Source organism: Arthrobacter sp. YAF16, from assembly GCF_052113385.1.
Taxonomy (GTDB): domain Bacteria; phylum Actinomycetota; class Actinomycetes; order Actinomycetales; family Micrococcaceae; genus Arthrobacter.
Genome location: NZ_JBFRDC010000001.1, coordinates 469,088 through 493,855, shown reverse-complemented (window position 1 = coordinate 493,855; position 24,768 = coordinate 469,088). Strand labels below are relative to the sequence as shown.

28 protein-coding genes and 1 tRNA gene are annotated in these 24,768 nt (G+C 67.6%); 7 read left to right on the top strand and 22 right to left on the bottom strand.

What is annotated here, in order from left to right:
- Position 1: 1 nt before the first annotated feature.
- Complete coding sequence (locus tag AB4Y91_RS02360; protein ID WP_441416964.1) at positions 2-1,387, bottom strand: cystathionine beta-synthase; 1,386 nt, start codon at positions 1,385-1,387, stop codon at positions 2-4.
- Between the two features lie 131 nt (positions 1,388-1,518).
- Here AB4Y91_RS02360 and AB4Y91_RS02355 point away from each other — a divergent pair, with 131 nt between their 5' ends.
- Positions 1,519-2,652, top strand: a complete 1,134-nt coding sequence (locus tag AB4Y91_RS02355; protein ID WP_441417835.1) for an SLC13 family permease — start codon at positions 1,519-1,521, stop codon at positions 2,650-2,652.
- A 7-nt stretch (positions 2,653-2,659) separates the two neighbouring features.
- On the opposite strand, the gene AB4Y91_RS02350 is transcribed toward AB4Y91_RS02355, so the two are convergent.
- Positions 2,660-3,157, bottom strand: coding sequence for a VOC family protein (locus tag AB4Y91_RS02350; protein WP_441416963.1), 498 nt, complete (start codon positions 3,155-3,157; stop codon positions 2,660-2,662).
- Positions 3,158-3,271: 114 nt separating this feature from the next.
- Between AB4Y91_RS02350 and AB4Y91_RS02345 the strand changes: the two genes are divergently transcribed.
- Positions 3,272-4,252 (top strand): DNA-3-methyladenine glycosylase family protein, encoded by a 981-nt coding sequence (locus AB4Y91_RS02345; RefSeq protein WP_441416962.1) that lies wholly within the window; start codon positions 3,272-3,274, stop codon positions 4,250-4,252.
- Positions 4,253-4,332: 80 nt separating this feature from the next.
- Here AB4Y91_RS02345 and AB4Y91_RS02340 read toward each other — a convergent pair whose 3' ends face one another.
- Both AB4Y91_RS02340 and AB4Y91_RS02335 read right to left on the bottom strand, forming a co-directional pair.
- Positions 4,333-5,253: a hypothetical protein gene (locus AB4Y91_RS02340; RefSeq protein ID WP_441416961.1), complete on the bottom strand. Its 921-nt coding sequence runs from the start codon at positions 5,251-5,253 to the stop codon at positions 4,333-4,335.
- A gap of 132 nt (positions 5,254-5,385) precedes the next feature.
- A complete protein-coding gene (locus AB4Y91_RS02335; protein ID WP_441416960.1) occupies positions 5,386-7,062 on the bottom strand; it encodes an AMP-binding protein in 1,677 nt (558 codons plus the stop codon).
- A gap of 112 nt (positions 7,063-7,174) precedes the next feature.
- Here AB4Y91_RS02335 and AB4Y91_RS02330 point away from each other — a divergent pair, with 112 nt between their 5' ends.
- Positions 7,175-7,453 carry a putative quinol monooxygenase gene (locus AB4Y91_RS02330; protein WP_441416959.1) on the top strand — a complete coding sequence of 93 codons (279 nt, stop codon included), beginning with the start codon at positions 7,175-7,177 and terminating at the stop codon, positions 7,451-7,453.
- Positions 7,454-7,576: 123 nt separating this feature from the next.
- On the opposite strand, the gene trxA is transcribed toward AB4Y91_RS02330, so the two are convergent.
- From trxA to AB4Y91_RS02290, 8 genes are all read right to left on the bottom strand, one after another.
- On the bottom strand, positions 7,577-7,984 hold the full coding sequence (trxA, locus tag AB4Y91_RS02325) for a thioredoxin (RefSeq protein ID WP_441416958.1): 408 nt from the start codon (positions 7,982-7,984) through the stop codon (positions 7,577-7,579).
- Between the two features lie 79 nt (positions 7,985-8,063).
- Positions 8,064-8,609: an acyl-CoA thioesterase gene (locus tag AB4Y91_RS02320; protein ID WP_441416957.1), complete on the bottom strand. Its 546-nt coding sequence runs from the start codon at positions 8,607-8,609 to the stop codon at positions 8,064-8,066.
- A 49-nt stretch (positions 8,610-8,658) separates the two neighbouring features.
- Positions 8,659-9,387: a Type 1 glutamine amidotransferase-like domain-containing protein gene (locus AB4Y91_RS02315; protein WP_441416956.1), complete on the bottom strand. Its 729-nt coding sequence runs from the start codon at positions 9,385-9,387 to the stop codon at positions 8,659-8,661.
- A 30-nt stretch (positions 9,388-9,417) separates the two neighbouring features.
- On the bottom strand, positions 9,418-9,822 hold the full coding sequence (locus AB4Y91_RS02310; RefSeq protein ID WP_441416955.1) for a VOC family protein: 405 nt from the start codon (positions 9,820-9,822) through the stop codon (positions 9,418-9,420).
- Between the two features lie 21 nt (positions 9,823-9,843).
- Positions 9,844-10,401, bottom strand: a complete 558-nt coding sequence (locus AB4Y91_RS02305; RefSeq protein ID WP_441416954.1) for a GNAT family N-acetyltransferase — start codon at positions 10,399-10,401, stop codon at positions 9,844-9,846.
- Positions 10,391-11,554, bottom strand: a complete 1,164-nt coding sequence (locus AB4Y91_RS02300; protein ID WP_441416953.1) for an EAL domain-containing protein — start codon at positions 11,552-11,554, stop codon at positions 10,391-10,393. The genes AB4Y91_RS02305 and AB4Y91_RS02300 overlap by 11 nt, the downstream gene beginning before the upstream one ends.
- Entirely contained in the window at positions 11,551-11,727 is a 177-nt protein-coding gene (locus AB4Y91_RS02295; RefSeq protein WP_441416952.1) for a DUF1059 domain-containing protein, read from the bottom strand. The genes AB4Y91_RS02300 and AB4Y91_RS02295 overlap by 4 nt, the downstream gene beginning before the upstream one ends.
- A 111-nt stretch (positions 11,728-11,838) precedes the next feature.
- Positions 11,839-12,231, bottom strand: coding sequence for a DUF7793 family protein (locus AB4Y91_RS02290; protein ID WP_441416951.1), 393 nt, complete (start codon positions 12,229-12,231; stop codon positions 11,839-11,841).
- Between the two features lie 146 nt (positions 12,232-12,377).
- Between AB4Y91_RS02290 and AB4Y91_RS02285 the strand changes: the two genes are divergently transcribed.
- Positions 12,378-13,091, top strand: coding sequence for an alpha/beta fold hydrolase (locus AB4Y91_RS02285; RefSeq protein ID WP_441416950.1), 714 nt, complete (start codon positions 12,378-12,380; stop codon positions 13,089-13,091).
- A 98-nt stretch (positions 13,092-13,189) separates the two neighbouring features.
- Here AB4Y91_RS02285 and AB4Y91_RS02280 read toward each other — a convergent pair.
- Positions 13,190-13,271 (bottom strand) — tRNA-Tyr (locus AB4Y91_RS02280).
- Between the two features lie 150 nt (positions 13,272-13,421).
- Positions 13,422-13,676: a hypothetical protein gene (locus AB4Y91_RS02275; protein ID WP_441416949.1), complete on the bottom strand. Its 255-nt coding sequence runs from the start codon at positions 13,674-13,676 to the stop codon at positions 13,422-13,424.
- A 200-nt stretch (positions 13,677-13,876) separates the two neighbouring features.
- On the opposite strand from AB4Y91_RS02275, the gene AB4Y91_RS02270 reads away from it, so the two are divergent.
- Positions 13,877-14,368, top strand: a complete 492-nt coding sequence (locus tag AB4Y91_RS02270; protein ID WP_138768479.1) for a YajQ family cyclic di-GMP-binding protein — start codon at positions 13,877-13,879, stop codon at positions 14,366-14,368.
- 119 nt (positions 14,369-14,487) lie between these two features.
- On the opposite strand, the gene htpX is transcribed toward AB4Y91_RS02270, so the two are convergent.
- Positions 14,488-15,360 carry a zinc metalloprotease HtpX gene (gene htpX, locus AB4Y91_RS02265; protein ID WP_441416948.1) on the bottom strand — a complete coding sequence of 291 codons (873 nt, stop codon included), beginning with the start codon at positions 15,358-15,360 and terminating at the stop codon, positions 14,488-14,490.
- Positions 15,361-15,424: 64 nt separating this feature from the next.
- Positions 15,425-16,696 carry an MFS transporter gene (locus AB4Y91_RS02260; RefSeq protein ID WP_441416947.1) on the bottom strand — a complete coding sequence of 424 codons (1,272 nt, stop codon included), beginning with the start codon at positions 16,694-16,696 and terminating at the stop codon, positions 15,425-15,427.
- A 79-nt stretch (positions 16,697-16,775) separates the two neighbouring features.
- On the opposite strand from AB4Y91_RS02260, the gene AB4Y91_RS02255 reads away from it, so the two are divergent.
- Both AB4Y91_RS02255 and AB4Y91_RS02250 read left to right on the top strand, forming a co-directional pair.
- The gene (locus AB4Y91_RS02255) at positions 16,776-17,243 is read left to right on the top strand and encodes a Fur family transcriptional regulator (protein ID WP_441416946.1); all 468 of its coding nucleotides are present in this window, start codon (positions 16,776-16,778) and stop codon (positions 17,241-17,243) included.
- 24 nt (positions 17,244-17,267) lie between these two features.
- A complete protein-coding gene (locus AB4Y91_RS02250; RefSeq protein WP_441416945.1) occupies positions 17,268-18,776 on the top strand; it encodes a catalase in 1,509 nt (502 codons plus the stop codon).
- A gap of 85 nt (positions 18,777-18,861) precedes the next feature.
- Here the strand turns inward: AB4Y91_RS02250 and AB4Y91_RS02245 are convergent, their stop codons facing one another.
- From AB4Y91_RS02245 to AB4Y91_RS02220, 6 genes are all read right to left on the bottom strand, one after another.
- A complete protein-coding gene (locus tag AB4Y91_RS02245; protein WP_441416944.1) occupies positions 18,862-19,749 on the bottom strand; it encodes an ABC transporter ATP-binding protein in 888 nt (295 codons plus the stop codon).
- Positions 19,739-20,512 carry an ABC transporter permease gene (locus tag AB4Y91_RS02240; protein ID WP_441416943.1) on the bottom strand — a complete coding sequence of 258 codons (774 nt, stop codon included), beginning with the start codon at positions 20,510-20,512 and terminating at the stop codon, positions 19,739-19,741. Before AB4Y91_RS02240 ends, AB4Y91_RS02245 begins: the two co-directional genes overlap by 11 nt.
- Positions 20,509-21,351, bottom strand: coding sequence for an ABC transporter permease (locus AB4Y91_RS02235; protein WP_441416942.1), 843 nt, complete (start codon positions 21,349-21,351; stop codon positions 20,509-20,511). The genes AB4Y91_RS02240 and AB4Y91_RS02235 overlap by 4 nt, the downstream gene beginning before the upstream one ends.
- A 14-nt stretch (positions 21,352-21,365) precedes the next feature.
- On the bottom strand, positions 21,366-22,352 hold the full coding sequence (locus AB4Y91_RS02230; protein WP_441416941.1) for an ABC transporter substrate-binding protein: 987 nt from the start codon (positions 22,350-22,352) through the stop codon (positions 21,366-21,368).
- 273 nt (positions 22,353-22,625) lie between these two features.
- Complete coding sequence (locus tag AB4Y91_RS02225) at positions 22,626-24,176, bottom strand: amino acid permease (RefSeq protein WP_441416940.1); 1,551 nt, start codon at positions 24,174-24,176, stop codon at positions 22,626-22,628.
- Positions 24,177-24,351: 175 nt separating this feature from the next.
- Positions 24,352-24,759: a DUF779 domain-containing protein gene (locus tag AB4Y91_RS02220; protein ID WP_175321362.1), complete on the bottom strand. Its 408-nt coding sequence runs from the start codon at positions 24,757-24,759 to the stop codon at positions 24,352-24,354.
- Between the last annotated feature and the right edge of the window lie 9 nt (positions 24,760-24,768).

Sequence of the window (24,768 nt, the reverse complement as noted above, 5' to 3'; positions counted from 1 at the left end):
GTCAGTTGCTGAGGTAGGCGAGGAGGTCGTGGCGGGTCAGGATCCCCACCGGAGCGCCGACGAACGTCACCATCAGGGTGTCGGTGTCGGAGAGGAGTTCGCGGGCCGTCGAGATCGATTCGAGCGAACCGATCACGGGCAGCCGTGCCTCCATGTGTTCGGAGATCTTGTCGGTGAGGTTCGCCTCGCCGCGGAAGAGCTTGGCGGTCAGGGTGCGCTCGTCGACGGCTCCGAGCACCTCGCCCATCACGACCGGCGGTTCCTGGGACAGCACCGGGATGTGGGAGACGCCGTACTCGTTCATGATGTTGATGACGTCCCGCACGCTCTCGTTCGGGTGGATATGCACCAGGTCCGGCAGCTCGCCGGTCTTGGACTTGAGCACTTCTCCCACCGAGGCTTCGTCGCCGCCGGCGAGGAAGCCATAGGAGCGCATCCACTGGTCGTTGAAGATCTTCGCCAGGTAGCCCCGGCCCGAATCGGGCAGGATCACCACGACGACGGCGTCGGCGGGCAGGTCCTTGGCGGCCTGCAGCGCGGCGACGACGGCCATGCCGGAGGAACCGCCCACCAGCAGGCCCTCTTCCCGGGCCAGGCGGCGGGTCATGGCGAAGGACTCGGCGTCGCTGACGGCTATGACCTCATCCGGAACGGCCTTGTCGTAGTTGGCGGGCCACATGTCCTCGCCGACGCCCTCGACGAAGTACGGCCGGCCGGTGCCGCCGGAGTAGACCGAACCGGCCGGGTCGGCCCCGATGATCTTGACCACGCCGCCGTCGGCCTCGGGCCGGTCCGCGGAGACTTCCTTGAGGTAGCGGCCGGTGCCGGTGATGGTGCCGCCGGTGCCGGCGCCGATCACGCAGTGCGTGACTTTGCCGTCCGTGTCCTTCCAGATCTCCGGGCCGGTCGACTCGTAGTGGCTGGCCGGCGCGGCCGGGTTGGAGAACTGGTCCGGCTTGTAGGCGCCCGGGATTTCAGTGACCAGGCGGTCCGAGACGCCGTAGTAGCTCTGCGGGCTGTCCGGCGCGACGGCGGTGGGGGTAACCACCACTTCGGCGCCGTAGGCCTGCAGCACGGCGCGCTTGTCTTCGCCGACCTTGTCCGGGACCACGAAGATGCAGCGGTAGCCCTTCTGCTGCGCCACGAGCGCCAGGCCCACACCCGTGTTGCCGGACGTGGGCTCCACGATGGTCCCGCCGGGCTGGAGCTTGCCGCTGCGTTCGGCCTCTTCGACCATCTTGGCGGCGATGCGGTCCTTGATCGAACCGCCGGGGTTCAGGTATTCCAGCTTCACCAGGACCGTGGCGGCGATGCCGTCGGTCACGTGATTGAGTTTGACGAGCGGCGTGTTGCCGATGAGGTCCAGGACGGACTGGGCGTACTTCATAGGTACAAAGTTACCGTCTCCGGGACGGCGGGCACGTCGCGTCGCCGGCGCCGCGGTCCGGGTGCGACGATAAGGCAGTGAAGCGAAGGACCTGGTTGAAGACGCTGAGGAGCTACCTCGTCCCCGGCGGGATGCTCCTCGCCGGGGTGGCGGTGCTGGGCACCGGGCTGTTGCCCTGGCCCGCATTCGAGGAGCTCACCGGCCGCACGGTGCCCGTACTGGGCTTCGTGGTGGCCATGTCCCTGGTGACGGAACTGGTGGATGACGCCGGGCTGTTCCGGGCCGTCACGGACCGACTGGCCGCACTGGGCCGGGGCAGCGTGCTGCTGCTCTGGCTGCTGGTGATCGCGCTGGCAACGGTCTCCACCGTGTTCCTGTCGCTGGATACGACGGCGGTGCTGGTCACGCCCGTCGTCGTACTTCTGGCCGTCCACGCCCGGATCCCGCCGCTGCCCTTCGCGCTGACTACCATCTGGCTCGCGAACACGGCCTCGCTGCTGCTGCCGGTGTCCAACCTGACCAACCTGCTGGCCCAGTCCCGGCTGGGTCTCAGCCCGGCCGCCTTCGCCTCGCTGGTCTGGGCCCCCGCGCTGGTTGGGATCCTGCTCCCCCTGGCTCTGCTCTGGCTGGCCTTCCGGAAGGATCTGCGGGGCCGCTACGGCCCCCAGCCGGTCCACCGGGTGCGTGACAAGGTGCTGCTGTACGCCTCGGCTGGCGTGATGCTGCTCCTGCTCCCGGCCCTGGTGTCCGGAGTGCCGGTACAGATTCCCGCCGCTGCCGCGGCCGCGGTCCTCCTGGGGCTGTTCCTGTGGCGGCGCCGCTCGGCCCTCCGCTGGGCCATGATCCCGTGGCGGCCGCTTATGCTCACCGTCGGCCTGTTCATGGTGGTCGAGGCGTTGCACGCCAACGGCCTGACCAAGGTCCTGGCGGGCGTCGCCGGGTCCGGGGAGAGCCTTCCCGCGCTGCTCCAACTGGCGGGGCTCGGCGTGGGAGCCGCGAACACCGTCAACAACCTGCCGGCCTACCTCGCGCTGGAACCGGCGGGCGGCTCGCCGGTGAGGCTCGCGGCCCTCCTGATCGGCGTGAACCTTGGCCCGCTGGTGAGCCCCTGGGCGTCCCTGGCGACCCTGCTCTGGCACGAGCGCCTGCGGGCCCTCAACGTCGAGATCCGCTGGGGCGGCTTCGCGCTGGCCGGCCTCGCCGCCGTCGTCCTCACGGTTCCCCTCGCGGTCGTGGCCCTCTGGCTGGCCAGCGGCATGCACTAGGCGCGGGTCAGGCCCCGATGTCGTTTCCGGCGGTTTCGCCGCTGCCGCCGGCCGGAGCCGGTGCCGCGGGCGCGGCGTTCTGCCACAGCCCCACTACGTTGCCCTCGGTGTCCGTGAAATACGCGTTCCAACCGGACCCCGGCACCTCCATCTTTGCCCGCTGCACCGAACCGCCCCGGGCCACGATCTGCTCCAAGGCGGCGTCGATGTCGTCGACGTCGACGGTCACCACCGGGGCGGTGAGCTCGCCGCGGCGGAACAGGCCGCCGTTGATCGACCCGGAGACCGCGGGCCGGCCCTCCTCGTCCATCGGGGTGGTCAGCGCCAGGCTGTATTCCATCTCCGGCATGACCTGGAAACCCCAGCCGAACACCGAACTGTAAAACTCACGCGCACGGTTCTCGTCGTCCGCGGGAAGCTCGAAGTGCACCACTCCACCAGCCATCACACTCTCCTGACCATCAAGGGATCCGATCCCGGGGCGGGCGCGGGAAGTCCGGGCCACAGCCGGAGTCTAGTCCCGTCCGGGGCCGCGGATAAGGGCCGTCCGGTTGCGCGCATCCCTCCGCCCAACAGCCCGGATGTGCCCGCCGTCGGCCGGGCGTGGGAACATATTCGAGTGACCACCGCAGAGCTCCCCGCCGGCGTGCCCGCCGCGGCGGACGCCTCGCTGCGGTGGCACCCGGGCGGCCCGTTCGATCTCCTGCAGACCCTCGGCACGCTCCGCCGGGGCCACGGCGATCCGTCCATCCGGGTCACTGCGGACGGCTTCTGGATGGCGTTCACGACGGCGGCCGGTCCGGCCACGCTGCGCCTGGCGTCCGCGGGTCCGGCGGCCGCGCCCTGGATCGAGGCGCGCGCCTGGGGGCCCGGGGCAGCCGCGGCGATCGAGGCCGTTCCGCGAATGCTGGGACGCGACGACGACTGGACGGCCTTCGACGAACCCGGCTTCCACGCCACGCTCCCCCGGATGGTTGTCGACGCACGACGCCGCAACCCCGCCCTCCGGCTGCCGGCCACCGGGCGGATGATCGATTCCCTGGTGCCTACGGTGCTCGAGCAGAAGGTCACGGTGATCGAGGCACGCCGCGGCTACCGCTACCTGATGTACCGCTTCGGGACAGCGGCGCCCGGCGCCGGCACCGTGGCCCCCGCCAACCTCCTGGTCCAGCCCACGCCCGAGCAGTGGCTGCGCATCCCGTCCTGGGAATGGCACAAGGCCGGAGTCGGCCCGCAACGATCGGACACCGTCATGCGGGCGCTGCGTTCCGCGGCCGCGCTGGAACGGCTGGCGGCGCTGCCGGCGGCCGAAGCGGCCGCGAAGCTGCAGACCCTTCCCGGGATCGGCGTCTGGACGGCGGCCGAGGTGGTGCAGCGCACGCACGGCTGTCCGGACTCGATCGCGGTGGGCGACTACCACCTCGCGGCCTACGTCGGCGCGGCCCTGACCGGGCGGCGGACCGACGACGCCGGGATGTTGAGGCTGCTGGCGCCCTGGGCCGGGCACCGCCAGCGGGTGGTGCGCATGATCGGCCTCAGCGGGTTCCGCAAGCCGGTTTTCGGGCCGCGGATGACCATCCAGGACCACCGCGGCCACTGACCGGCGCCGCTGAAGCAACGCGGGGTCACATCCGGCCCATCCGGGGCGCCTTTATAGGCGCGATCTGACCCCGCGTTGCGTTAGACCGAGCGGAGCCGGGTCTTCTTGATCCGGCCAACGAGGGCTTCGAAGCCATCGGCGAGGTCATCGGCGTTGGCCTTGAAGTACGCCCAGCCAGCGCCGCGGAACGCTTCGTCCCGCCGGATGTCCCTGGATTGTTGTTCCCGGGTGAGGTGGTGGGCGCCCTCGTACTGGATGGCGATGCGGTACCTCCGGTAGCCCAGGTCTGCGGCCGGCGAGCGCCGGTCGTCAGGGTCCAGCCTGATCTGAAGCTCCGGCTCCGGTAATCGCGCGTCCATCAGCGCCAGCCGCAGAAAGGTCTCCGGGAACGAATCCGCCCCCACCCGCATCTCGTCCAGGGCCAGCCGGGCTTTCTCGACGCCCTTCATGTTGGGATGCTGGCGGATGAGTAGCCGCAGTCCGTCCTTGTACGCGTAGGGCTCTGAGCGCTGTTCCAGTCCAGGCCGGGGTATCCGAATGATCTGGTCGCCCAGGGCGATGAGGTAGTTGAGAGGCAGGCCCGAGGCGAGATCCAGCCAGGTCCGCGGCGGTGCCGTCACAGGGACGCCGTCGACGTCGGTCAGCTCGCCGGGGATACACCGCACGCGGTGTCCCGTAACCCCGGCCCGGCGGACGCGAGGCAGTTCGTGCGGCTTGCTGAGATGGATGGTGGAACACCCGCCCAGCCACGGCGGCAGTCCGAGCCGGGTGAGCACGGCGGCGGTCTCGTGGGACACCCAGGCGCCGGGCGTGGCTGCGCTGAGTACCCGGGCACGTTCGAAGATCTCCAGGTGCCTGCCGGCCGGCAGATAGATGAGACGGCCGCCGTCGGACAGGTCCTTCGCCCGGAGCCGCTTGGACGTAACGCCGACCGCACGGGATTCGTAGACCGTGAACGGCGTCTGGAAGAGACTTTCGGGGAGCGGCACAATGCGGACCATGGGCACCATTGTGGCCGCGGATTAGGCTCGCTGCCTGAGTTATCCACAGGCCTGCCCAATTCGAAGCATCGCAGGGTCACTTACGGCCCATCCACGGCCCCGCGATGGGCCGTAAGTGACCCCGCGTTGCGGTCAAAGATGCAGCCTGGCCACGGCTTCCTGGCGCATGTCCACCTTGCGGATCTTGCCGGACACGGTCATCGGGAAACTTTCCCGGACGTCCACGTAGCGCGGGATCTTGTAGTGCGCCAGCTTGCCCCGGCAGAATTCCGCCAGCCCCGCGGCGTCCAGCCTGCCGGCTCCGGGCTTGAGGATCACGCACGCCATCAGTTCCTCACCGTACGTGGCGTCAGGGACACCGATCACCTGAACGTCCTGGATATCCGGGTGCGTGTAGAGAAACTCCTCGATCTCGCGCGGGTAGACGTTCTCGCCGCCGCGGATCACCATGTCCTTGATCCGGCCCTCGATCACCAGGTAGCCGTCCTCATCCATGCGCGCCAGGTCGCCGGTATGCATCCAGCCTTCGGCGTCGATCGCCTCGGCCGTCTTGTCCGGCTGGTTCCAGTAGCCCTGCATCACGGAGTACCCGCGGGTGCACAACTCGCCGATCTCGCCGCGCTGCAGCACCTCCCCGGTCACGGGGTCCACGATCCGGTTCTCCAGCTGCGGCATGGTGCGGCCGACGGTCTGCGTGCGCTGGGCCATGGTGTCCCCGTCGCGGGTCATGGTGGAGACCGGCGAGGTCTCGGTCATGCCGTAGCAAATGGCCACGTCGCGCATGTTCATTTCCGAGATCACCCGGTTCATGACCTCGATGGGGCACAGCGAACCGGCCATGACGCCGGTGCGCAGCGTCGAGAGGTCGTAAGAGGCGAAGTCCGGCAGCGCGAGTTCGGCGATGAACATGGTCGGCACGCCATAGAGCGACGTTCCGCCGAAGTCCTGCACTGCCTCCAGCGCGGCGGCCGGCGTGAACCCGCGGCCCGGAATGATGGTGGCGGCGCCGTGGCTGAAGGCGCCCAGGTTGCCGATCACCATTCCGAAGCAGTGGTAGAACGGCACCGGCAGCACCACCCGGTCGTGCTCGGTGTAAGCCAGCAGCTCGCCGATGGCGAAGCCATTGTTGAGCAGGTTGTGGTGAGTCAGGGTGGCGCCCTTGGGAAAACCGGTGGTGCCGGAGGTGTACTGCAGGTTGATCGCGTCGTGCGGGTCCAGTTCGGCCATCCGCGCCTTCAGGCCGGAGTGCGCGACGTCGTCGGCCCGCCTCAGCAGCTCGGCGAATGTCCGCTCCGCCTCACTTTCCGGGACCCCGGCGGTGAGGCCGGGCTGGCCGGAATCGGGCAGGAACACGACTTCGCGCAACTCGGGACATTCCGCCAGCGCCTGCCGGGCCATCACCGTGTAGTCGCTGTTCCGGTCCGACGGCGCCGCCACCAGCATCCGCATGCCGTTCTGCTTGACGACAAACTCCAGCTCGTGGCTGCGGTACGCCGGATTGACGTTGACCAGGATCGCCCCGATCTTCGCTGTGGCGTACTGCAGAATGGTCCATTCGGCGCAGTTCGGGCTCCAGATTCCGATCCGGTCTCCCTTGGCGACGCCGAGCGCCAGCAGCGAGCGGGCCAGCCGGTCGACGTCGTCGTTCATCTTGGTGTAGCTCCACCGCCGGGCCTCCCCGCCGGGAACCGCCGCGGCCTCGATCAGCGCGTCGTGGTACGGGAACCGGGCGACGATCCGCTCAAAGTGGTCGCCGATGGTTTCATCGATCAGCGGGACGTCAGTGTCCCCGGCTGTGTACGCAAGCATGGTGTGACGCTACCAACAGGCCGCCGGCAAGAGAAGGGCAAAGCGTGGAAGTCCTAGGAAATCTTCAGGACATCTTCCGACGCCGGGTCGGCCGCCCGGTAGGGTAAAACCCATGAGCGCACCCATTGACCTGCAGGCCACTTTCATTCCCAACGAGGGCGAATTCTTCCGCGTGAAGCTTGCCCTCGAAATCGCGATCGACGAGGTCGTCAACGAACCCGGCTGCATCCGCTATGAGCTGACCGAGGCGAGCGAGGACAAGCTGGTTCTGACCGAGCAGTGGGCTTCCCAGGCAGACTTGGACAAGCACTCCAAGGGCACCGCGGTCCAGGACCTGAACGAGTCCCTGAGCGCTTTGCTGGCCGAGCCGGTCAAGCTGGAAAAGCTCTAAGCCCGCCCCGCCTCCGAACACAAACGCGGGGTCACCTCGCGCCGGTAATCCCTCAAGGGATGGGCGCGAAGTGACCCCGCGTTGTTGTTTGTTGCGGCAGTCCGGGTGTTGCGGCAGTCCGGCTTAGATATCCGGAATCTGGCTACCGTCCTGCTGGGTTGTTGCGGCCTCGGCCTGGGAACGGGCCACGTGCGCGTGGACCTCCTCCATGTCGAGGGCCTTGACGGCGTCGACCACCTGCTCCAGCTGCTGGGCGTTCAGCGCACCGGGCTGGGAGAACACCAGTACCTTTTCGCGGAAGGCCATCAGCGTGGGGATCGAGGTGATACCGGCCTCGGCGGCAAGCTGCTGCTCCGCTTCGGTGTCCACCTTGGAGAAGACCACGTCCGGGTGCTTCTCTGAAACGGCCGAGTACGTGGGGCCAAACTGCTTGCACGGGCCGCACCATTCGGCCCAGAAGTCTACGAGGACAATGTCGTTGTCCTCGACGGTCGATGCGAACTGTTCACCTGTAATGTCTACGGTAGCCATGCGTCAACGGTACGCGAGCCGCCCGCGAAAGTCCCCTGCGTTTCGCTGATGGCACATCCCGGCGGGCACGGCGCGGAGGTCACGCCCAGACGTGCGGGGCGGGGCGGCGGGCGCCCGGCAGCGCGTTCGTTTCCCGCCACTCGTGGATCCATTCGGGCAGCTCCAGGTCCGCCGGCGGCGCCCCGAACTCGCGGATGATCTCTTCCTGGCTGACCGGCTTGCCCTTACTGACCAGCCGGGTGGCGATGTGGGCGCGGGCGTAGATTTCGCCGTCGACCACCATGCGCTGCTCAAAGTAGATGGCCTTCTCATCCAGGCCGATGACCTTGGACTCGATGGTGTACTGCTGCCAGAGCTGCAGGGAGCGGCGGAAAGCGATGGTCTCCCCCGCCACCACTGGCGTCCAGCCGCGCCGGCGCATGGCCTTCCAGGTCCCGCTGCGTGCCATCAGGTCGAACCGGCCCAGGTCCATCAGCGAGAGGTACATGCCGTTATTGACATGCATTGCGATGTCGATGTCTGTCGGGAGCACGCGGAGCGGCAGCGAGGACGTGTCCCAGATGCTCAGCGGCGAGCGCCGGGCGGACTTGATGAGCAGGAGGAGGGTGCGGAGCAGCAGGTGCATGGGACTATGTTACCCGCGGGTAACAAAGGTGCCAAGAAGGGTCGGCCGCTCAGCCGGCGGACAGCACCGCCACCGTGGCCTTGCGGCCGGAGCCGCGGATGGTCCAGCAGTTCCCGGTGCCGAGCACCTCAAGGTCCTCGAGGCCCGCGTGGCGCAGCACCAGCGCGGTGTTCTCGTCCAGGGCCACGGCCCGGTCCACCAGGCCCTCCGCCACCGCCGCGACCGCGCGGCTCAGGGTCCCGGCCTGCGCGGTATGGACGTCGACGGCGAACGGCACCAGGCCCAGGCCGTCGCGGACGTCGATTTCGTCAAGGCCTTCGGAGCATTCTTCCGAGCACACCTCGATGCCCCGGATCCGGTAGCCGCCCACAAGCGCCCGTTGCGGCGCGATCATCGCCCCCGCGGAGAACCCCAGATAGGGCACGCCGGCAGCGACCGCCTGCCGGATCGCCGCCGCCGAGCCATGCAGGCCGGCCAGGTAGTCCGGGGTAGGGCCGCCTCCGACGACGATCCCGTCGACGTCGTCGAACGCTTCCGGGTCCGCCGGCTCATTGGAGCGCAGCAGGACCGGTGTCAGCTGGCAGGACGTGCGACTCTGCAGCGGCTCCAGGTACGCGGGGAGGAAATACTCCGAGCTGCCTTCGCGGTCGAACAGCACGACGGCGATCCGGGGAGGCGGGCTTCCCCCGCCGCGGTTCCGGACATCCTTGACGAAGCGGTCAAAGATAACCGGGGTGGTGACGGTATCGGGGCCCCCGCCCACCAGGATGATGCTCATGGGTATCACGGTACCCGCCCGGCCGCCGGGTCAGCCGGTGGCGACCAGCTCGACTTCGAAGCCGTCCGAGTTCACCAGGTAGGCAGCGTAGTGTCCGGGGCCGCCGGCGTGCGGATATTTTTCCGGAAACAGCTCGGTCCAGCCGTTGCCGGGGCCGTCCGCGGCCAGCGCGTCCACCTGCTCCGGCGTTCCGCCCCGGAACGCCAGATGGTTCAGCCCGGGCGCGGTGCGGTGGTGGTTCCGGCCGTCCAGGTCGGGTGACTCCTCGACGACGATGTACGTGGCGCCGCGCCGCCAGCTCCGCCCGCGGGGCCAGTCCTGGAACTGCCCATAGCCGAGCCTGGTCAGCAGCCAGCCCCATTCGTCCCGGGCCCGCGCAAGGTCCGGCACCCAGAGCTCGACGTGGTGCAGGGCGCCGAAGGATTCGTCAGTCACTGTGTGAGTCTCGCACGTGCCTCAGTGCAGGACGCGCTGGAACAGGAGATGGTCCTGCCAGGCGCCCGCAATCTGCAGGTACTCCGGGGCATGTCCGATCTGTTGGAAACCGGCCCGCTGCAGCACCCGCTGGGAAGCGGCATTGTGCGGCAGCGTGGCCGCCTGGATCCGGTGCAGGCCCAGCGCGGTGCTGGCGGCTCCGACAACATGAGCGACGGCGGCCGATCCGATGCCCCGCCCGTTGAAGTCCTGATCCACCCAGTACCCGAGGTTGGCGCTGAGGAAAGGCCCGCGCACGATGCCGCTCAGCGTCATCGTCCCCACGGCCTCCCCGCCGGCCAGCAGGACCCACGGAACGCCGGTTCCGGCGCCGAACATGGCGAGTTTGCCGCCGATGTTGGCGCTCTGCCCCTCCGTGGTGAAGAACTCGGCGCTCCGGGTCGGTTCCCAAGGCGCAAGATGATCCCGGTTCCGCCGGTACGCGGCCCCCAGCCGTTCGGCGTCGGAACCGCGAAGCAGCCTGATGCGGACACCGCCGGGCAGCTCTCCCGCCAGCGCGCTTGGGGCGTCAGTCGTCACGTGCCCCTGCCGTCCCGGTGAGCGCAATGATCATCCGCTCCATCCTGGCAACGCCGGCGAAACGCCCCGCGTTGTCCGTCACCAGGAGCGAGTCGAACCTCTGGTTCTTGGGCCTCGTCATGGCCCGGGCCAGGGCCTGGCTGAGCGGGGTATCGAGGTTCACGCGCATCCCGGGGCTGACCACGCCCAGTGCGGACGCTCCGGCGTCCAGCACCGCGACCGGCCGCAGGTGCTCGCCGAGCAGCACGACGGCCTCCAGCGCCGGGTTGGCCGCGAAGGCGTCAGCGGCCTGGGTGACGCTGCCGGCCGTCGTCGCCGGTTCGACGACGTCGCGGATGACCGTCTTGTGTGCCACCGGACGGGCGCTGGCGAGGCGGTGGGCCAGGTCAAGATCAATGCCGGCCCAGGGCGGGGCGGGCCGGGCGAGGTAGTAGCCCTGCACGAGCGGGACGCCCAGCGAGACCAGTGCCTCGAGCTCCTCCGCCCGTTCGACGCCCTCGGCCAGGATCCAGGCGTCGACCTGACTCGCAAACGCGCCGAGCATCCCGATGAGGGCACGCTTCGCCTCATCACGGTCGACGTCCTGGATCAGGTCCCGGTCGATCTTGATCAGGGCGGGGCGCAGGGCCAGCAGGTGGCGCAGTCCCGCGTAGCCGGCTCCGGCGTCGTCGACGGCGATCAGGGCACCGGCGGCGCGCAACTGGTTGAGGTCCGGTTCCAGCTCCACGTACGAGTCGATCGGTGTTTGCTCTGTCAGTTCGACGATCAGGCCGCCCAGTTTGCCCTCGTCGCGCCAGACGCTGCGGATGCATTCCGTGGTCAGCAGCTCCGGTGAGACGTTGAGGGTCAGGAAGCAGTTGGCCGGCAGGGCGGCGCGGGCCTTGAGCGCGGTGCGCAGCGCGGCCGCTTCGAGTTCAGCGGCTTTCCCGTGTTGACGCGCAGCGGCGAACCAGACTTCGGGGTTCTTCTCGGCATAGCCGGGAAACCTGGCGAGGGCTTCATAGCCCACCACCGCTCCCCGCGCGGTATCAACGATGGGCTGGTAGGCAGCCGCCAGGCCTTCGCCGCGGCAGGCCGAGGCCAGCAGCCCATCCCAGTCCGGCGGTGCAGTGGCGCCGGACCCGGAAGGTGGACCGCCCGCCGCAGGAATCAACTAACCGGGTGGATTGCTTTGTGCACCGAGTCGACGAGCTCGGCGGGAAGCTCGGTCAGGCCGTGCACGGACGCGGCATGGGCGCCGACCTGGACCAGGATTTCGTCATCGGTGCTGCAGACCCAGCGGGCTTCACAACCGGGAACAACGTCACCACATGCAAACGATTTCATGTCAACTCCTCAGGCTCATTCGATCAACGCGCCTAACCCTACTCCGCAGTAATGCCGGATCGGCCGATTATCCGCCCGGGTGTCGCCGGAGCCTCCGGTGCCGCGGAAGGATCAGCCGGCGACGCTCTGCGGTTCGTCGCTGGCGGCCAGCTCACCCAACCACTCCAGGGCGTCGGCGCGGGAGGTGAAGTAGCGTTGCGGGCAGTCGTTTCCGCGGCGCATCCACGCGGCGACAACCCGGTCCACGTTCGATTCGCCGACGAGTGCCACGGAGGAAACGAAGCGGCTCTCCAGGTAATGGTTGCGGGCTCCGGCGGTCAGCTTGACGTCGCTGATGTCGATCAGCAAGGGCAGCATCCGCCCGGCGCTGATTTTTGAAATGGCAACGACGGAATCGACGGCGTCCGCCGTATCGAGCATGGACCCGGAGGCCCAGGCCAGCCGAAGAATTCCGCTCTCATCCAGGTTGAGCGTCCCCTTGCCAGCTGCCAGGACTATCTCCATGTGATTCCCCCTCCTGCGACAGAGTAGCGCCTCAGCGGGCCAAGATGTGACGCCGGGCACGTTTTCGACCGGAAAATGACGTTCGACGGCGGAAACCCCCTGCGTTGCGCGCCTTCGCCAGCGGCCGGACCGCGTAGGGTGCCGTCATGGACATCATCCTGGTTCCCGGTTTCTGGTTGGACGCGTCGTCGTGGTCGGAGGTCACGCCGCCGCTGGTCGCCGCGGGGCATCGGGTCCACCCGCTCACGCTGCCCGGGCTGGAGTCGGCTGACGCACCGCGCGCCGGCATCGGCTTGCGCACCCACATCGACGCCGTCGTGGCCGCCGTAGACAGGGTGGATACCCCGGTGGTCCTGGTGGGCCACTCCGGCGGCGGGGCGATCATCCATGGCGCCGTGGATGCGCGACCGGACCGCGTTGCCCGCGCCATCTACGTGGACAGCGGCCCGCTGGGGGACGGCGGCGTCGTCAACGACCAGCTGCCGGCCGACGGCGACGAGGTGCCGCTGCCGCCATGGGAATTCTTCGAGGACGAGGACCTCGTTGACCTGGACGAGGAGCTCCGGTCCGCCTTCCGGGCCCGCGCCGTCCCGGAACCCAAGGGCGTTGCCTACGACCAGCAGAGGCTCCACGATGACCGCCGCTACGACGTTCCGGCAACTGTCATCGCCTGCGAATTTCCGACGTCGGTGCTGCTCGAATGGATTGCCGCGGAGCAGCCGTATGTCGCGGAGCTGGCACGGATCCGCGACGTCGAATACCTGGACCTGCCGACCGGGCATTGGCCGCAGTTCACCAGGCCCGCGGAACTGGGTGCTGCCATCGTCGCCGCCGTGGACCGAACGCCGATTGCTCCATAACTGCCGTTTTCACGTCCCATAACGGCACCTACGGAGCAGTAGCGCAATAAAACAAAAAAGCCTCCGGAACCGTTTGGTTCCGGAGGCTTTCTCGAGGGTGGCAGATGAGGGATTCGAACCCCCGTAGGCGTTGCCAGCTGATTTACAGTCAGCCCCCTTTGGCCGCTCGGGTAATCTGCCGAACTTCAAAAGAAGATCACTCGCGGCTTCCATCTGCCGAACGCCTGTTTCCAGTCCGTTCCGCTTCCAGCAACCGCGGGCAAGACAACTTTACAGAACTTCCGCCGAAGAATCGAATCGGCGCCGCGTGGCCCCGGGAGGCCCGGAATATCAGGCTTCTCCGAGGATGCGGCCGGCGAGTTTGGCCTCGAACTTCGCCGCCTGCTCGGCGGTGACCTGGTTCAGCTGCACCGCCCGGGCCAGGTCCGCCTGCACGCCACCGAGGCGGGCGGAAGCGTCTGCGGCCGGGCTGAGGATGATGGAGGCCGCCAGGGCCGCGGCTGCCACCGACGTCACCGCCGTCGTGATGGAACCCGCGGCTGCGGCGGTGGTGCTGCTGACGTTACGGATGGCCCTGCGGTTCATGTGCCCTGCCTTTCAAGCGGCTCTTCCAACGGTCCCAACTCTCCCGGGCCAAGCTTCGTTCCCCCCGGGGTTCAGCTTTGAGCCAACTGTGAAGACCGGCCGCCCCGCGGCACCTTCACATCCGGAGCATCCGTACTAGGCTGGAATGCAGAAAACACCGCCCTCCAGCAGGGCGTCCGGACAACATCAGGAGGACAGTCATGGCAGGCGAATCCACATTCGACGTCGTCAGCAAGGTCGACAAGCAGGAAGTCGCCAACGCGCTGAACCAGGCGCAGAAGGAACTGGCGCAGCGGTACGACTTCAAGGGCGTCGGCGCCGAGGTCGACTTCAGCGGCGAGAAGATCCTGATGAAGGCCAATTCCGAGGAGCGGGTGCTGGCCGTCCTCGACGTGCTGCAGTCCAAGCTGATCCGCCGCGGCATCTCGCTGAAGTCCCTCGACACGGGCGAGCCCTACCCTTCCGGCAAGGAATTCCGCCTCGAGGCCACCATCAAGGAAGGAATTGCCCAGGACCTCGCGAAGAAGATCAACAAGTTGATCCGCGACGAGGGCCCCAAGTCGGTCAAGTCCCAGATCCAGGGCGACGAGCTGCGCGTGACGTCCAAGTCCCGCGACGACCTCCAGGAAACCATGAACCTGCTGAAAGGCTTCGACGAGGCCGATCTCCAGTTCGTGAACTTCCGCAGCTAGCTGCGCTCCGCGTCGGGCACTCCCCTGCGACGCACAAAAGGGCTGGCGCCACCGGTATTCCGGCAGCGCCAGCCCTTTGTGCGTCATGGAACTAGGTGCGCGTCGTCAGGCCAGCGGGCCTAGCCCAGCTGACGCCCCGCCATCCGCTCAAGCCGGCCGATCCGTTCGCTCATCGGCGGGTGCGTGGAGAACATCCGCGCCATGCCGCCGCCGCGGAACGGGTTGGCGATCATCAGGTGCGAGGCGTTGACCAGCCGCTGGTCCTGCGGCAGCGGCGCGAGCTGGACGCCCTGCTCGATCTTGCGCAGGGCCGAGGCCAGCGCCAGCGGGTCGCCGGTGAGCGCCGAACCGTCCTCGTCGGCGTCGTACTCGCGGGTCCTGGAGATGGCCATCTGGATCAGCGACGCGGCAAACGGCGCCAGCAGGGCCATCGCGAGGAGGGCGAGGGGATTGCCGTTGCGGCGGTCTCCGCCCCCGCCGAAGAACAGCAGCATCTGGCCCACCGAGGTGATCACGCCCGCGACGGCGGCGGCCACCGACGAGGTGAGAATGTCCCGGTTGTAGACGTGCATCAGCTCGTGGCCGAGCACGCCGCGGAGTTCGCGGGCGTCGAGCAGCTGCAGGATGCCCTGCGTGCAGCAGACCGCGGCGTTTTGCGGATTCCGGCCGGTGGCGAAGGCGTTGGGTGCCATGGTCGGTGAGATGTAGATCCGCGGCATCGGCTGGTTGGCGCGGGCGGAGAGCTCCCGGACGATCTGGTGCAGCTCCGGCGCCTCGGCCTCGGTCACCGGATAGGCCTGCATGGACCGGATCGCGATCTTGTCGCTGTTCCAGTACCCGTAGGCGGTGGTGCCGACGCCGATCAGGGCCATGATCCAGATGGGCGCCGAACTCCGCATCCCGGATCCAATCACCGCGCCCAGGCCAAGCAGCACCGCCCAGAGCACGCCGAACAGGGCTGCCGTCTTCAAGCCGTTGTGATGGTTATGCACTGATCCTCCCAAGCCATGCCGTCGATCGGGTGTCCCACGGGTCACCCATCTAAGAAACGAACCGCTAGGGAACCGGGTTCCGCGCGTCGTACTTCAGGAACCCGGACTGCCAGCGCGCCACGAGCCAGGCCACCACCGCGCACAGCACCCCGCCGGCGAGCAGAACCCAGCCTTCACTGAGCAGCTTAGTCGCGCCGCCGGCCAGCATGTCCCCCACCCGGGGGCCGCCCGCGACGACGACCACGAAGACGCCCTGCAGCCGGCCGCGCAGGTGGTCCGGGGTGGCCGATTGCAGGATGGTGGTGCGGAAGACCGCGCTGACGGAGTCGGCGATACCGGCGAGCGCGCAGCACACGGCGGCAGGCACCAGCCAGGGGGTCACGCCCGCGGCGCCGGACCGGCCGGCGAGCACGACGACGAGGCCCAGCCCCGCGATGGAGGCACCCCAGCCCATGACAGACCAGACCACCGCCGTGCCCTGCGCCCGGACCGCACCGAGCGGGCCGGAGAAGAGCCCGGCCAGGAACGCGCCGACGGCAGTTGAGGCTAGCAGCACGCCGACCGTGGCTTCGCCGCCACCGATCATGAGTGCGGCGATGGCCGGCAGCAGCGCCCGCGGTTGCGCCAGGATCATGGCCACGAGGTCGATCACGAAGGTCATACGCAGGTTCGGCCGCGTGCCGAGGAAGCGGAAGCCCTCGACGACGGAGCGCAGGCCGGCCCGGTGCGACTCATGCCCTGGCGGCATGGGCGGCAGCTTCAGCAGGGCCCAGACGACAAACGCGAAGCTGGCCACATCGATCGTGTAGGTCCAGGCGAAGCCGACCGTGGCCACCAGCACGCCGGCCAGCAGCGGACCGGCGGTCATGGTCAGGCCGAAGATCATCATGCTCAGGGCATTCGCCGCGGGCAGGAGCTCTTTCCGGACCAGGACCGGGATGATGGCGCTGCGGGCCGGCTGGTTGATGGCCTGCGCGCCGCTCTGCACCGCGACGAGCAGGTACAGCAGCCAGACGTTGCCCAAGTGCAGCCACGCCTGCAGCGCCAGGCCGACCGTAGTCAGCCACAGCACCGCGGAGGCGAGCAGCGCGACCTTGCGGCGGTCGTGGGCATCCGCGATGGAGCCGCCGAGGAGGCCGCCGAACACCAGCGGGACCAGGGCAAAAATGCTCAGCAGCCCCACGTACAGGCTGTCCTGGGTGAGCCGGTAGACCTCGAGGCTCACGGCCACGAGGGTGAGTTGGCTGCCCAACGCCGAGGCGGCGGATCCCAGCCACAGACGGCGGAAGGCCGGGCTTTCGCGTAACGGCGTGATGTCCGCCAGGAATTTCCCCACCCGGCAACTTTAGTGGGCCACAAAGGAAATAAGCCGAACCTTATTGTGACCAGCTCAAAATAAGTGCTTGAATGGGGCCATGACGGATTCGGTGGGCGGCAGCGAGGCATGGACCGCCGCCCTGCATGCCCACGGCCGCCGGGTCACTAAGCAGCGGCTGGCCGTGCTGGCCGCCGTCGAACGCCACCCGCATTCGCCGGCGGAGAGCATCCTTGCCGCAGCCCGCGAGGAGCTGCCCGAACTTACGGCGCAGTCCGTCTACGTGGTCCTCGGCGACCTGACCGAGCTGCAGATGCTGCGCCGCTTCGAACCCCCGCACTCGCCCGCGCTGTATGAGACGCGTGTGGGGGACAACCACCACCACGCCGTCTGCATCAGCTGCGGCCGCGTGGAGGACGTTGAATGCGCCGTCGGCCACGCGCCGTGCCTCACCCCGCACTGGGACTCGGGCTCCAAGCCCATGACCATCCAGATCGCGGACGTCCTGTACCAGGGCATCTGCGAGGACTGCCAGCGCACCCAAAAACTCCCCGCCGACCGTAACTAAGTTAGAAACAGAAATAGGAGAATGATGACTCAGAACATCTCTGCGCCCGCAGTGTCCACGACACAGTCCGGTGCCCCCGTCACTTCCGACGCCCACTCGCAGTCCGTCGGTGCTGACGGCGCGATCATCCTGACCGACCACTACCTGGTGGAGAAGCTCGCCCAGTTCAACCGCGAGCGCGTGCCGGAGCGTGTCGTGCACGCCAAGGGCGGCGGCGCCTTCGGCACGTTCACGACCACGGGGGATGTCTCCCAGTACACCAAGGCCGCGCTGTTCCAGCCGGGCGCCGAGACGGACATGCTCATCCGTTTCTCCTCCGTCGCCGGCGAGGCAGGCTCCGCCGACACACTCCGCGACCCGCGCGGCTTCGCCGTGAAGTTCTACACCACCGAGGGCAACTACGACCTCGTCGGCAACAACACCCCGGTGTTCTTCATCCGCGACGGCATCAAGTTCCCGGACTTCATCCACTCGCAGAAGCGCCTCCCGGGCACCCACCTGCGCGACGCCGACATGCAGTGGGACTTCTGGACCCTCTCCCCCGAGTCCGCCCACCAGGTCACCTGGCTCATGGGCGACCGCGGCCTGCCGGCCTCCTGGCGTGAAATGCAGGGCTACGGCTCGCACACCTACCAGTGGATCAATGCAGCGGGCGAGCGCTTCTGGGTCAAGTACCACTTCAAGTCCAACCAGGGCGTCAAGTCCCTGACGGGCGACGAAGCGGAAGAGCTGGCCGGCGCGGACGCGGACTTCTACATCCGCGACCTGCAGGAGAACATCGACGCCGGCAACTTCCCCTCCTGGGACCTGCACGTCCAGGTGATGCCGTACGAGGACGCCAAGACGTACCGCTTCAACCCGTTCGACGTCACCAAGGTATGGCCGCACGGCGACTACCCGCTGGTCAAGGTCGGCACCATGGAGCTGAACAAGAACCCGGATAACTACTTCGCGCAGATCGAGCAGGCCACCTTCGCGCCGTCGAACTTCGTGCCGGGGATCGCCGCCTCCCCGGACAAGATGCTGCAGGCCCGCATCTTCTCCTACGCCGACGCGCACCGCTACCGCGTGGGCACCAACCACGCCCAGCTCCCGGTGAACCTGCCCAAGAGCCAGGTCAACAACTACAGCCAGGACGGCGCGGCGCGGTACCACTTCAACGCCCCCTCCGTCCCGGTGTACGCGCCGAACTCCTTCGGCGGTCCCGCCGCCGTGGAACCGCAGAACCCGGCCGGCGGCTGGGAGAACGACGGCGAGCTGACGCTCTCCGCGCACTCCCTGCACGCTGAGGACGGCGACTTCGGCCAGGCCGGCACGCTGTACCGCGAGGTGTTCGACGACGGCGCCAAGGCCCGCCTGCTGGACACCCTCACCGGTGCGGTGGGCGGCGTCAAGGACGCTGGCATCAAGGAGCGCGCCATCCAGTACTGGACCAACGTCGACGCCGAGCTCGGCGCGAAGCTTCGGGCCAACCTGGGTGCCGCCGCCGGTGCTGCCACCTCGGACGCAGAGGCTGCCAACAAGATCGGCTAGCCTTTCCCAGCAATGAAGGAACACCCCGCCGCGGAGAACCGCGGCGGGGTGTTCTTTTCGTCCGGCGCCCGGACCGGCGGGACAGCTAGGCGCCGCTGGCGCCGGGGTCCGCCGCCGGCGCCGACGCTGCCGCGGTAGCTGCTGCCGGCGCGCCCGCCGCTGCGGGGCGGTGGCCCCTCTTGGCGAGCTGGATCTGCTCGTAGACGTGGTGGCGGAGCTCGGTGAACCGGGGCAGGGAACGGGTCTCCAGCTGGTCCCGCTCGGCCGGAAGGTCGATCACGATGTCCTCCTGCACCACGGTCGGGGAGCTCGAGAGGATGATGACCCGTTCACCGAGGTAGACCGACTCGTCGATGTCGTGGGTCACGAAAAGCACGGTCACGCCGAGCTTCTTCCAGACCACCCGGATCAAGTCCTCGAGGTCCGCGCGGGTCTGCGCGTCGACGGCGGCAAACGGCTCGTCCATCAGCAGGACCTCGGGCTGGTATGCGATGGCACGGGCGATCGCCACGCGCTGCTGCATGCCGCCGGAAAGCTGCCAAGGGTAGGAGCGCGGCACGTGGGCCAGGCCCACGGCCTCCAGGGCCTCGTCGACGAGCCGGTCGCGTTCGGCCTTGGGCACGCCCTGGTTCTTCAGCGGCAGTTCCACGTTGTCCCTGACCCGCATCCAGGGGAACAGCGAGCGTCCGTATTCCTGGAAAACCACCGCCATCTTCTTCGGCGGCCCGGACACCCGCTTGCCGTCCAGGAGCACTTCCCCCTCGGTGGGGGTCATCAGGCCCGAGATGCACTTGAGCAGGGTGGTCTTGCCGGACCCCGAAGGGCCCACGAGGCAGGCCAGTTCACCGGCGCGGAGATCGAAGGTGAGGTTCCGCACCGCTTCGACGTCGCCGCCGTCGGTCTGGTAGACCTTCTTCAGTCCGCGGACGGAGAGCATCGCCTCCGGGGCCGCTTGCGCTGCACTAGGCTGCATTTTCTACCTCTTTCTGGCCGTGGTACCAGCGCAGGATGTTCCGCTCGGCCCACTGGAAGATGAATGACATGGCCACGCCCAGCAGACCGAGCACCACGATGCCGGACCACATTTCGGGGATGGCGAAGGACCGCTGGAACTGGACAATCGTGAAGCCCAGCCCGGAGGACGAGGCGAACATTTCGGAGATGACCATCAGGATCAGCCCCAGGGACAGCGACTGGCGCACGCCGGCGAGGATCTGCGGGCTGGCCGAGGGCAGCACCAGGTAACGCACACGGGCCCAGCCGTCGATGCCGTAGGTGTGGGCCGAATCCGAGAGGACCCCGTCCACGGCGCGGACGCCCTCAATGGTGTTCAGCAGCACCGGCCAGACACAGCCGGAGATGATGACCGCGATCTTCATCGAGTCGGTGATGCCCATCAGCAGGATCAGGACCGGGACCAGCACGGGCGGCGGGATGGCGCGGAAGAATTCGAGCGTCGGTTCCAGCAACGCCCGGAGCCATTTGACCGAGCCGATCAGCACCCCGCCCACGACGCCGATCACGATCGCCGCGACCACGCCGATCAGGAGCCGGGCGATGCTGGGCAGCACATCCGAGAAGAAGCGGGGGCCGAACCAGACCTCGCCGAACTTGTTGACCAGGGCGGCCGGGGTGGGGACGAAGAAATTGACCGTTCCGAGGGTCGAGGCCCACCAGGCCAGGACGAGCAGAACTGGCAGCGCGAGCAGGTAGGCCGCCGTTTTCAGTGCTTTCATACGATCACCTCAGAACGGACCGAGGAATGCCAGGACAGGGTCTTCTTTTCGATGAAGCGCATCAGGACGTTGATCAGCACGCCGATCAGGCCGGTGGCGAGCACCAGGGCGTACATGCCCGAGATGGCGCCGCCGGATTGCGCGAGCGCGATTTCACGGCCTAGCCCCGGCGAGCCGATCACGAGTTCCGCCGTGATGGCCAGGACCAGCGCCACCGTGGCTGCGAGCCGGACACCGGTCATCAGGTAGGGCAACGCGGTGGGGAACACCACGTAGCGGATCCGCGCCATCCACCCCAGCCCGTAGGTCTTGGCGGTGTTGTTGGCGACCATGTCGACGTCGGCCACCCCGTAGAGGACCTGAATGAGGACCTGCCAGAAGGCGGCATAGGTGATCAGCATCAGTGACGACTCGATCTTCACGCCGAAGAGCAGCACGGCCAGCGGGATGAGGGCCACGGACGGAATCGGGCGCAGGAACTCGACGGTGGAGTTGGTGGCTTTGCGCAGGAAGCTGCTGGATCCGATGATGAAGCCCAGCAGCACGGCGAGGGCAACCGCGATGATGAGGCCCAGGAACCAGGCCTTCATGGTTTCACCGACCGAGACCCAAAACGCCGTCAGGCCGAAGTCGAGGGCCAGGGCGGAAATGACCTCGCTGGCGGGCGGAAGGTAACGTTCGTCGATAATTCCCAGACGCGGAATGAGCTCCCAGGTTCCCAGGAACCCAATTATCCCGACCACCCCGAGCAACTGCTTCACCGGAAGTTTGTGGCCGGACCGGCGGTTCCGCCTCCCGCCGGAGGCGGAACCGCCGGACGCCACAGCGTCGGAACTCATGGAACTTACGGAACTCACGGGAGGAGGTCGCCTGCGTTCGGGGCCTTGGACAGCGTCCCGTACTTGGCGGCAGCATCACCGAGGGTCTTGAAGGCGTCCTTGTTGAACTCCACACGGTAGCGGGGCAGGACAATCTTGGCCCGGGTGGCTTCGTCGATCTTGGTGTAGGTGCCCACGATGTCGCGGACTTCCTGCGGGTGCGCCTGGGCATATTCGAGCGACTTGTTCATGGCCCGGGTGAACTTCTGGGTCAGCTCGGCCTTGCCCTTGATGGTGTCCGCCTTGGTGAAGTAGCCGGCGATGTCCAGCTCAGGGCTCATGTCCACGAAGTTGGAGGAAATGATCTTGCCGCCCTCTGCGACGGCCTTGGACAGGAAGGGCTCCAAAATCCAGGCCGCGTCCACCTGCTTGTTGGCCAGCGCGGCGGGGGCGTCCGGGAAGGCCACCTCCACGAACTTCACGCTCGAGGGGTCGCCACCGGCCTTTTCGACGACCGACTTGATGGTGGTGTCCCCGATATTGGAGAGGTTGTTCACCGAGACGGTCTTGCCCGCAAGGTCCTTCGGGGACTGGATGCTGGACCCGGCCGGGACGACGACGCCGCCGATGTCCTTGCCCTTCTCGCCCGTGGTTGAGGCGCCGTTGGCGACGAATTTCAGGTCAAGGCCCTTGTCCTTCGCCACCATGACGGAGATCAGGTTGGAGAAGGCGAAGTCGAAGCTGCCGCTCACCACGCCGGGGACGATCGCCGCACCGCCGGTGGCCGTCTGGATGTCCAGCTGAAGGCCTTCGTCTTTGAAGAATCCGAGCTTGTTGCCCAGGTAGATGGGGGCGCAGTCGACGATCGGGATGACGCCGACGCTGACCTTGGTCAGATTTCCGCCGCCCGTTGCACCGCCGGATGCGCTGCCCCCGCCGGTGGAACTCGGCGATCCGCTGCCGCAGGCCGAGAGGGCCAGGACCGATGCGGCCGCCAGCACGGCGATAATACGACGTTTCATGTTCACTCCTATGTGCGCATTGGCGTGGGCGTGACAAGCTCCCAAGCCCCAAAGTTCGCTCTCCGAACAAGCGTTCAAAATCAAGTCTGACCTAAGGCTACTGTGAGGTCAACCACATTAGGCGCATTGTTACAGCTCCGAGACGAGCGCGGAAGAGGCCGCGGCAATACCTCCCGCAACGCAGCAACGCGGGGCCCCTACGCCCGTCCGGACAGGCCGGACGGGCCGTAGTGACCCCGCGTTGACTAACCGCGTGGAAGTGCAGCGTTGCAGCTACGAGCGGGTGAGCGACTCCGCATCCTCGTCCGCAACCGGATCGGCGGCCGGGCCGTTGACGGCGGCCCTTGCCTCGGCGAACTTCTCGTTGAGCCGGGAGTGGCGCTGGCCGTAGGCGAAGTAGATCGCGATGCCGATGACCAGCCAGATCGCGAAGAAGATCCAGGTCTCCACCGCCAGGTTCGTCATCAGGTACAGGCACAGGACGGCCGAGACGACCGGGAGCACCTTGCCGAACGGCACGCGGAAGGCCGGCTTAAGGTCCGGCCGCTTCCGGCGCAGCACCAGGATGCCGAGGCTGACCATCACGAACGCGGAGAGCGTGCCGATGTTGATCATTTCCTCGAGCAGGTCCACGTTGGTCAGTCCGGCCACGACCGCCACGGCCGTGCCGCAGATGATCTGCAGGCGTGCGGGGGTCGCCCGGATGGTGCCGGTCTTGGAGAGCGAGCGCGGCAGCAGGCCGTCGCGGCTCATGGCCAGGACCACACGCGAGAGGCCCATCAGCAGCACCATGATCACCGTGGTGAGGCCCACGAGGGAGCCGAAGGCGATGACCTTTGCGGCGTCGGTGTTCCCCACGGCCTCGAAGGCAGTGGTCAGCGTCGGGTTCTTCGCCTCGGCCAGCTTGGTGTAGGACACCATGCCGGTCAGGGCCAGCGAGACCAGGATGTAGAGCACGGTGACGATCGCCAGGCCGCCGAAGATGCCGCGGGGCAGCGTCTTCTGCGGGTTCTTGACCTCCTCGGCGGAGGTGGCGACGACGTCGAAACCAATGAAGGCGAAGAACACCAGGGCGGCGCCGGCGAAGATGCCGAGCGTGCCGTACTGGGCCGGGGCCGCGCCGGTGAGGAAGCCGAAGAAGGACTGCTTGAGCACGTCCGTGGCGCCGGTACCGCCGGTGGGTTCGGAGGCAGGGACGAACGGGGCGTAGTTCTCAAACTTCACGTAGCTGAAGCCGACGACGATGACGAAAAGCACGACGGCGATCTTGATCAGCGTGAACACGTTGCCGACACGGGCGGACAGCTTTGTCCCCAGCACCAGCAGCACGGTGAACACGGCAACAATCAGGAAGGCGCCCCAGAAGAGGTCGACGCCGGCCACGGAGATCGACGGCGGGACGTCCAGTCCCATCAGCGCGAACACTTTGCTGAGGTAGATGCCCCAGTATTTGGCGATCACGGCGGCGGCGGTGAAGAGCTCGAGGATGAGGTTCCAACCGATGATCCAGGCGAGCACCTCCCCCATGGTGGCGTAGGTGAAGACATAGGCTGAGCCGGCCACCGGGATGGCGGTGGCGAATTCGGCATAGCACATGATCGCCAGGGCGCAGGTGACGGCTGCGATGGCGAACGAGATGGTGACGGCGGGGCCGGCGAAGTTGGCGGCAGCCTTGGCCCCGACCGAGAAAATGCCTGCGCCGACCGCAACGGCGACGCCCATGATCATCAGGTCCCAGGTGCTGAGCGAGCGTTTCAGCTTGCGTCCGGGCTCATCGGCGTCGGCGATCGACTGCTCGATGGATTTGGTCCGGAAAAGGTTCATAGGAAAGTCCAAAATCTCGGTAGCTGGTTGGAAACAGACCTATTAATAGTAGTGTCCATCCACTGGACGGCCGCTTTTATCCCACATCGTGAGACGCAAAAGAGCGCGAACATACCCTTGGGGGCCCCGGCCGCGGGGCCCCCAAGTGAACGTTCGCGCCCAGGGCTTCAGTGGCTCAGGCGGGCCAGTCCATCAGCGTCGAGCGGATCAGGAAGCGCTTGCCCTCGGGAGCCTCGACGGAGAAGCCGCTGCCGCGGCCGGGGACGACGTCGACCGTCAAGTGGGTGTGGCTCCAGTAGTTGAACTGCTCCTTGGACATCCAGAATTCCAGCGGCTGCGGCTGCAGGCCGTCCGAGATGTCGAACAGGCCCAGCAGCACATCGGAGTCTCCGGTGAGGAACTCCCCCGCCGGGTAGCACATGGGCGAGGAGCCGTCGCAGCAGCCGCCGGACTGGTGGAACATGAGCGGGCCGTGCTGGAGCCAGAGCTTGCGCAGCAGCTCAACGGCTTCGGGGGTGAGCGCCACGCGGGAAAAGTCCTCGCCGGCCTGTGTCACGGCGGCGTCGAGCCTGGTCTGGGTCATCGGAGCTTC

What these genes read in the sequence shown, in the direction of transcription:
- AB4Y91_RS02360 (WP_441416964.1), bottom strand. Translation starts at nt 1,387, where the DNA reads ATGAAGTACGCCCAGTCCGTCCTGGACCTCATCGGCAACACGCCGCTC.
- AB4Y91_RS02355 (WP_441417835.1), top strand. Translation starts at nt 1,519, where the DNA reads ATGCTCCTCGCCGGGGTGGCGGTGCTGGGCACCGGGCTGTTGCCCTGG.
- AB4Y91_RS02340 (WP_441416961.1), bottom strand. Translation starts at nt 5,253, where the DNA reads ATGGTCCGCATTGTGCCGCTCCCCGAAAGTCTCTTCCAGACGCCGTTC.
- AB4Y91_RS02335 (WP_441416960.1), bottom strand. Translation starts at nt 7,062, where the DNA reads ATGCTTGCGTACACAGCCGGGGACACTGACGTCCCGCTGATCGATGAA.
- AB4Y91_RS02330 (WP_441416959.1), top strand. Translation starts at nt 7,175, where the DNA reads ATGAGCGCACCCATTGACCTGCAGGCCACTTTCATTCCCAACGAGGGC.
- trxA (WP_441416958.1), bottom strand. Translation starts at nt 7,984, where the DNA reads ATGGCTACCGTAGACATTACAGGTGAACAGTTCGCATCGACCGTCGAG.
- AB4Y91_RS02320 (WP_441416957.1), bottom strand. Translation starts at nt 8,609, where the DNA reads ATGCACCTGCTGCTCCGCACCCTCCTCCTGCTCATCAAGTCCGCCCGG.
- AB4Y91_RS02315 (WP_441416956.1), bottom strand. Translation starts at nt 9,387, where the DNA reads ATGAGCATCATCCTGGTGGGCGGGGGCCCCGATACCGTCACCACCCCG.
- AB4Y91_RS02295 (WP_441416952.1), bottom strand. Translation starts at nt 11,727, where the DNA reads ATGAAATCGTTTGCATGTGGTGACGTTGTTCCCGGTTGTGAAGCCCGC.
- AB4Y91_RS02290 (WP_441416951.1), bottom strand. Translation starts at nt 12,231, where the DNA reads ATGGAGATAGTCCTGGCAGCTGGCAAGGGGACGCTCAACCTGGATGAG.
- AB4Y91_RS02285 (WP_441416950.1), top strand. Translation starts at nt 12,378, where the DNA reads ATGGACATCATCCTGGTTCCCGGTTTCTGGTTGGACGCGTCGTCGTGG.
- AB4Y91_RS02275 (WP_441416949.1), bottom strand. Translation starts at nt 13,676, where the DNA reads ATGAACCGCAGGGCCATCCGTAACGTCAGCAGCACCACCGCCGCAGCC.
- AB4Y91_RS02270 (WP_138768479.1), top strand. Translation starts at nt 13,877, where the DNA reads ATGGCAGGCGAATCCACATTCGACGTCGTCAGCAAGGTCGACAAGCAG.
- AB4Y91_RS02255 (WP_441416946.1), top strand. Translation starts at nt 16,776, where the DNA reads ATGACGGATTCGGTGGGCGGCAGCGAGGCATGGACCGCCGCCCTGCAT.
- AB4Y91_RS02250 (WP_441416945.1), top strand. Translation starts at nt 17,268, where the DNA reads ATGACTCAGAACATCTCTGCGCCCGCAGTGTCCACGACACAGTCCGGT.
- AB4Y91_RS02245 (WP_441416944.1), bottom strand. Translation starts at nt 19,749, where the DNA reads ATGCAGCCTAGTGCAGCGCAAGCGGCCCCGGAGGCGATGCTCTCCGTC.
- AB4Y91_RS02240 (WP_441416943.1), bottom strand. Translation starts at nt 20,512, where the DNA reads ATGAAAGCACTGAAAACGGCGGCCTACCTGCTCGCGCTGCCAGTTCTG.
- AB4Y91_RS02235 (WP_441416942.1), bottom strand. Translation starts at nt 21,351, where the DNA reads ATGAGTTCCGACGCTGTGGCGTCCGGCGGTTCCGCCTCCGGCGGGAGG.
- AB4Y91_RS02230 (WP_441416941.1), bottom strand. Translation starts at nt 22,352, where the DNA reads ATGAAACGTCGTATTATCGCCGTGCTGGCGGCCGCATCGGTCCTGGCC.
- AB4Y91_RS02225 (WP_441416940.1), bottom strand. Translation starts at nt 24,176, where the DNA reads ATGAACCTTTTCCGGACCAAATCCATCGAGCAGTCGATCGCCGACGCC.
- AB4Y91_RS02220 (WP_175321362.1), bottom strand. Translation starts at nt 24,759, where the DNA reads ATGACCCAGACCAGGCTCGACGCCGCCGTGACACAGGCCGGCGAGGAC.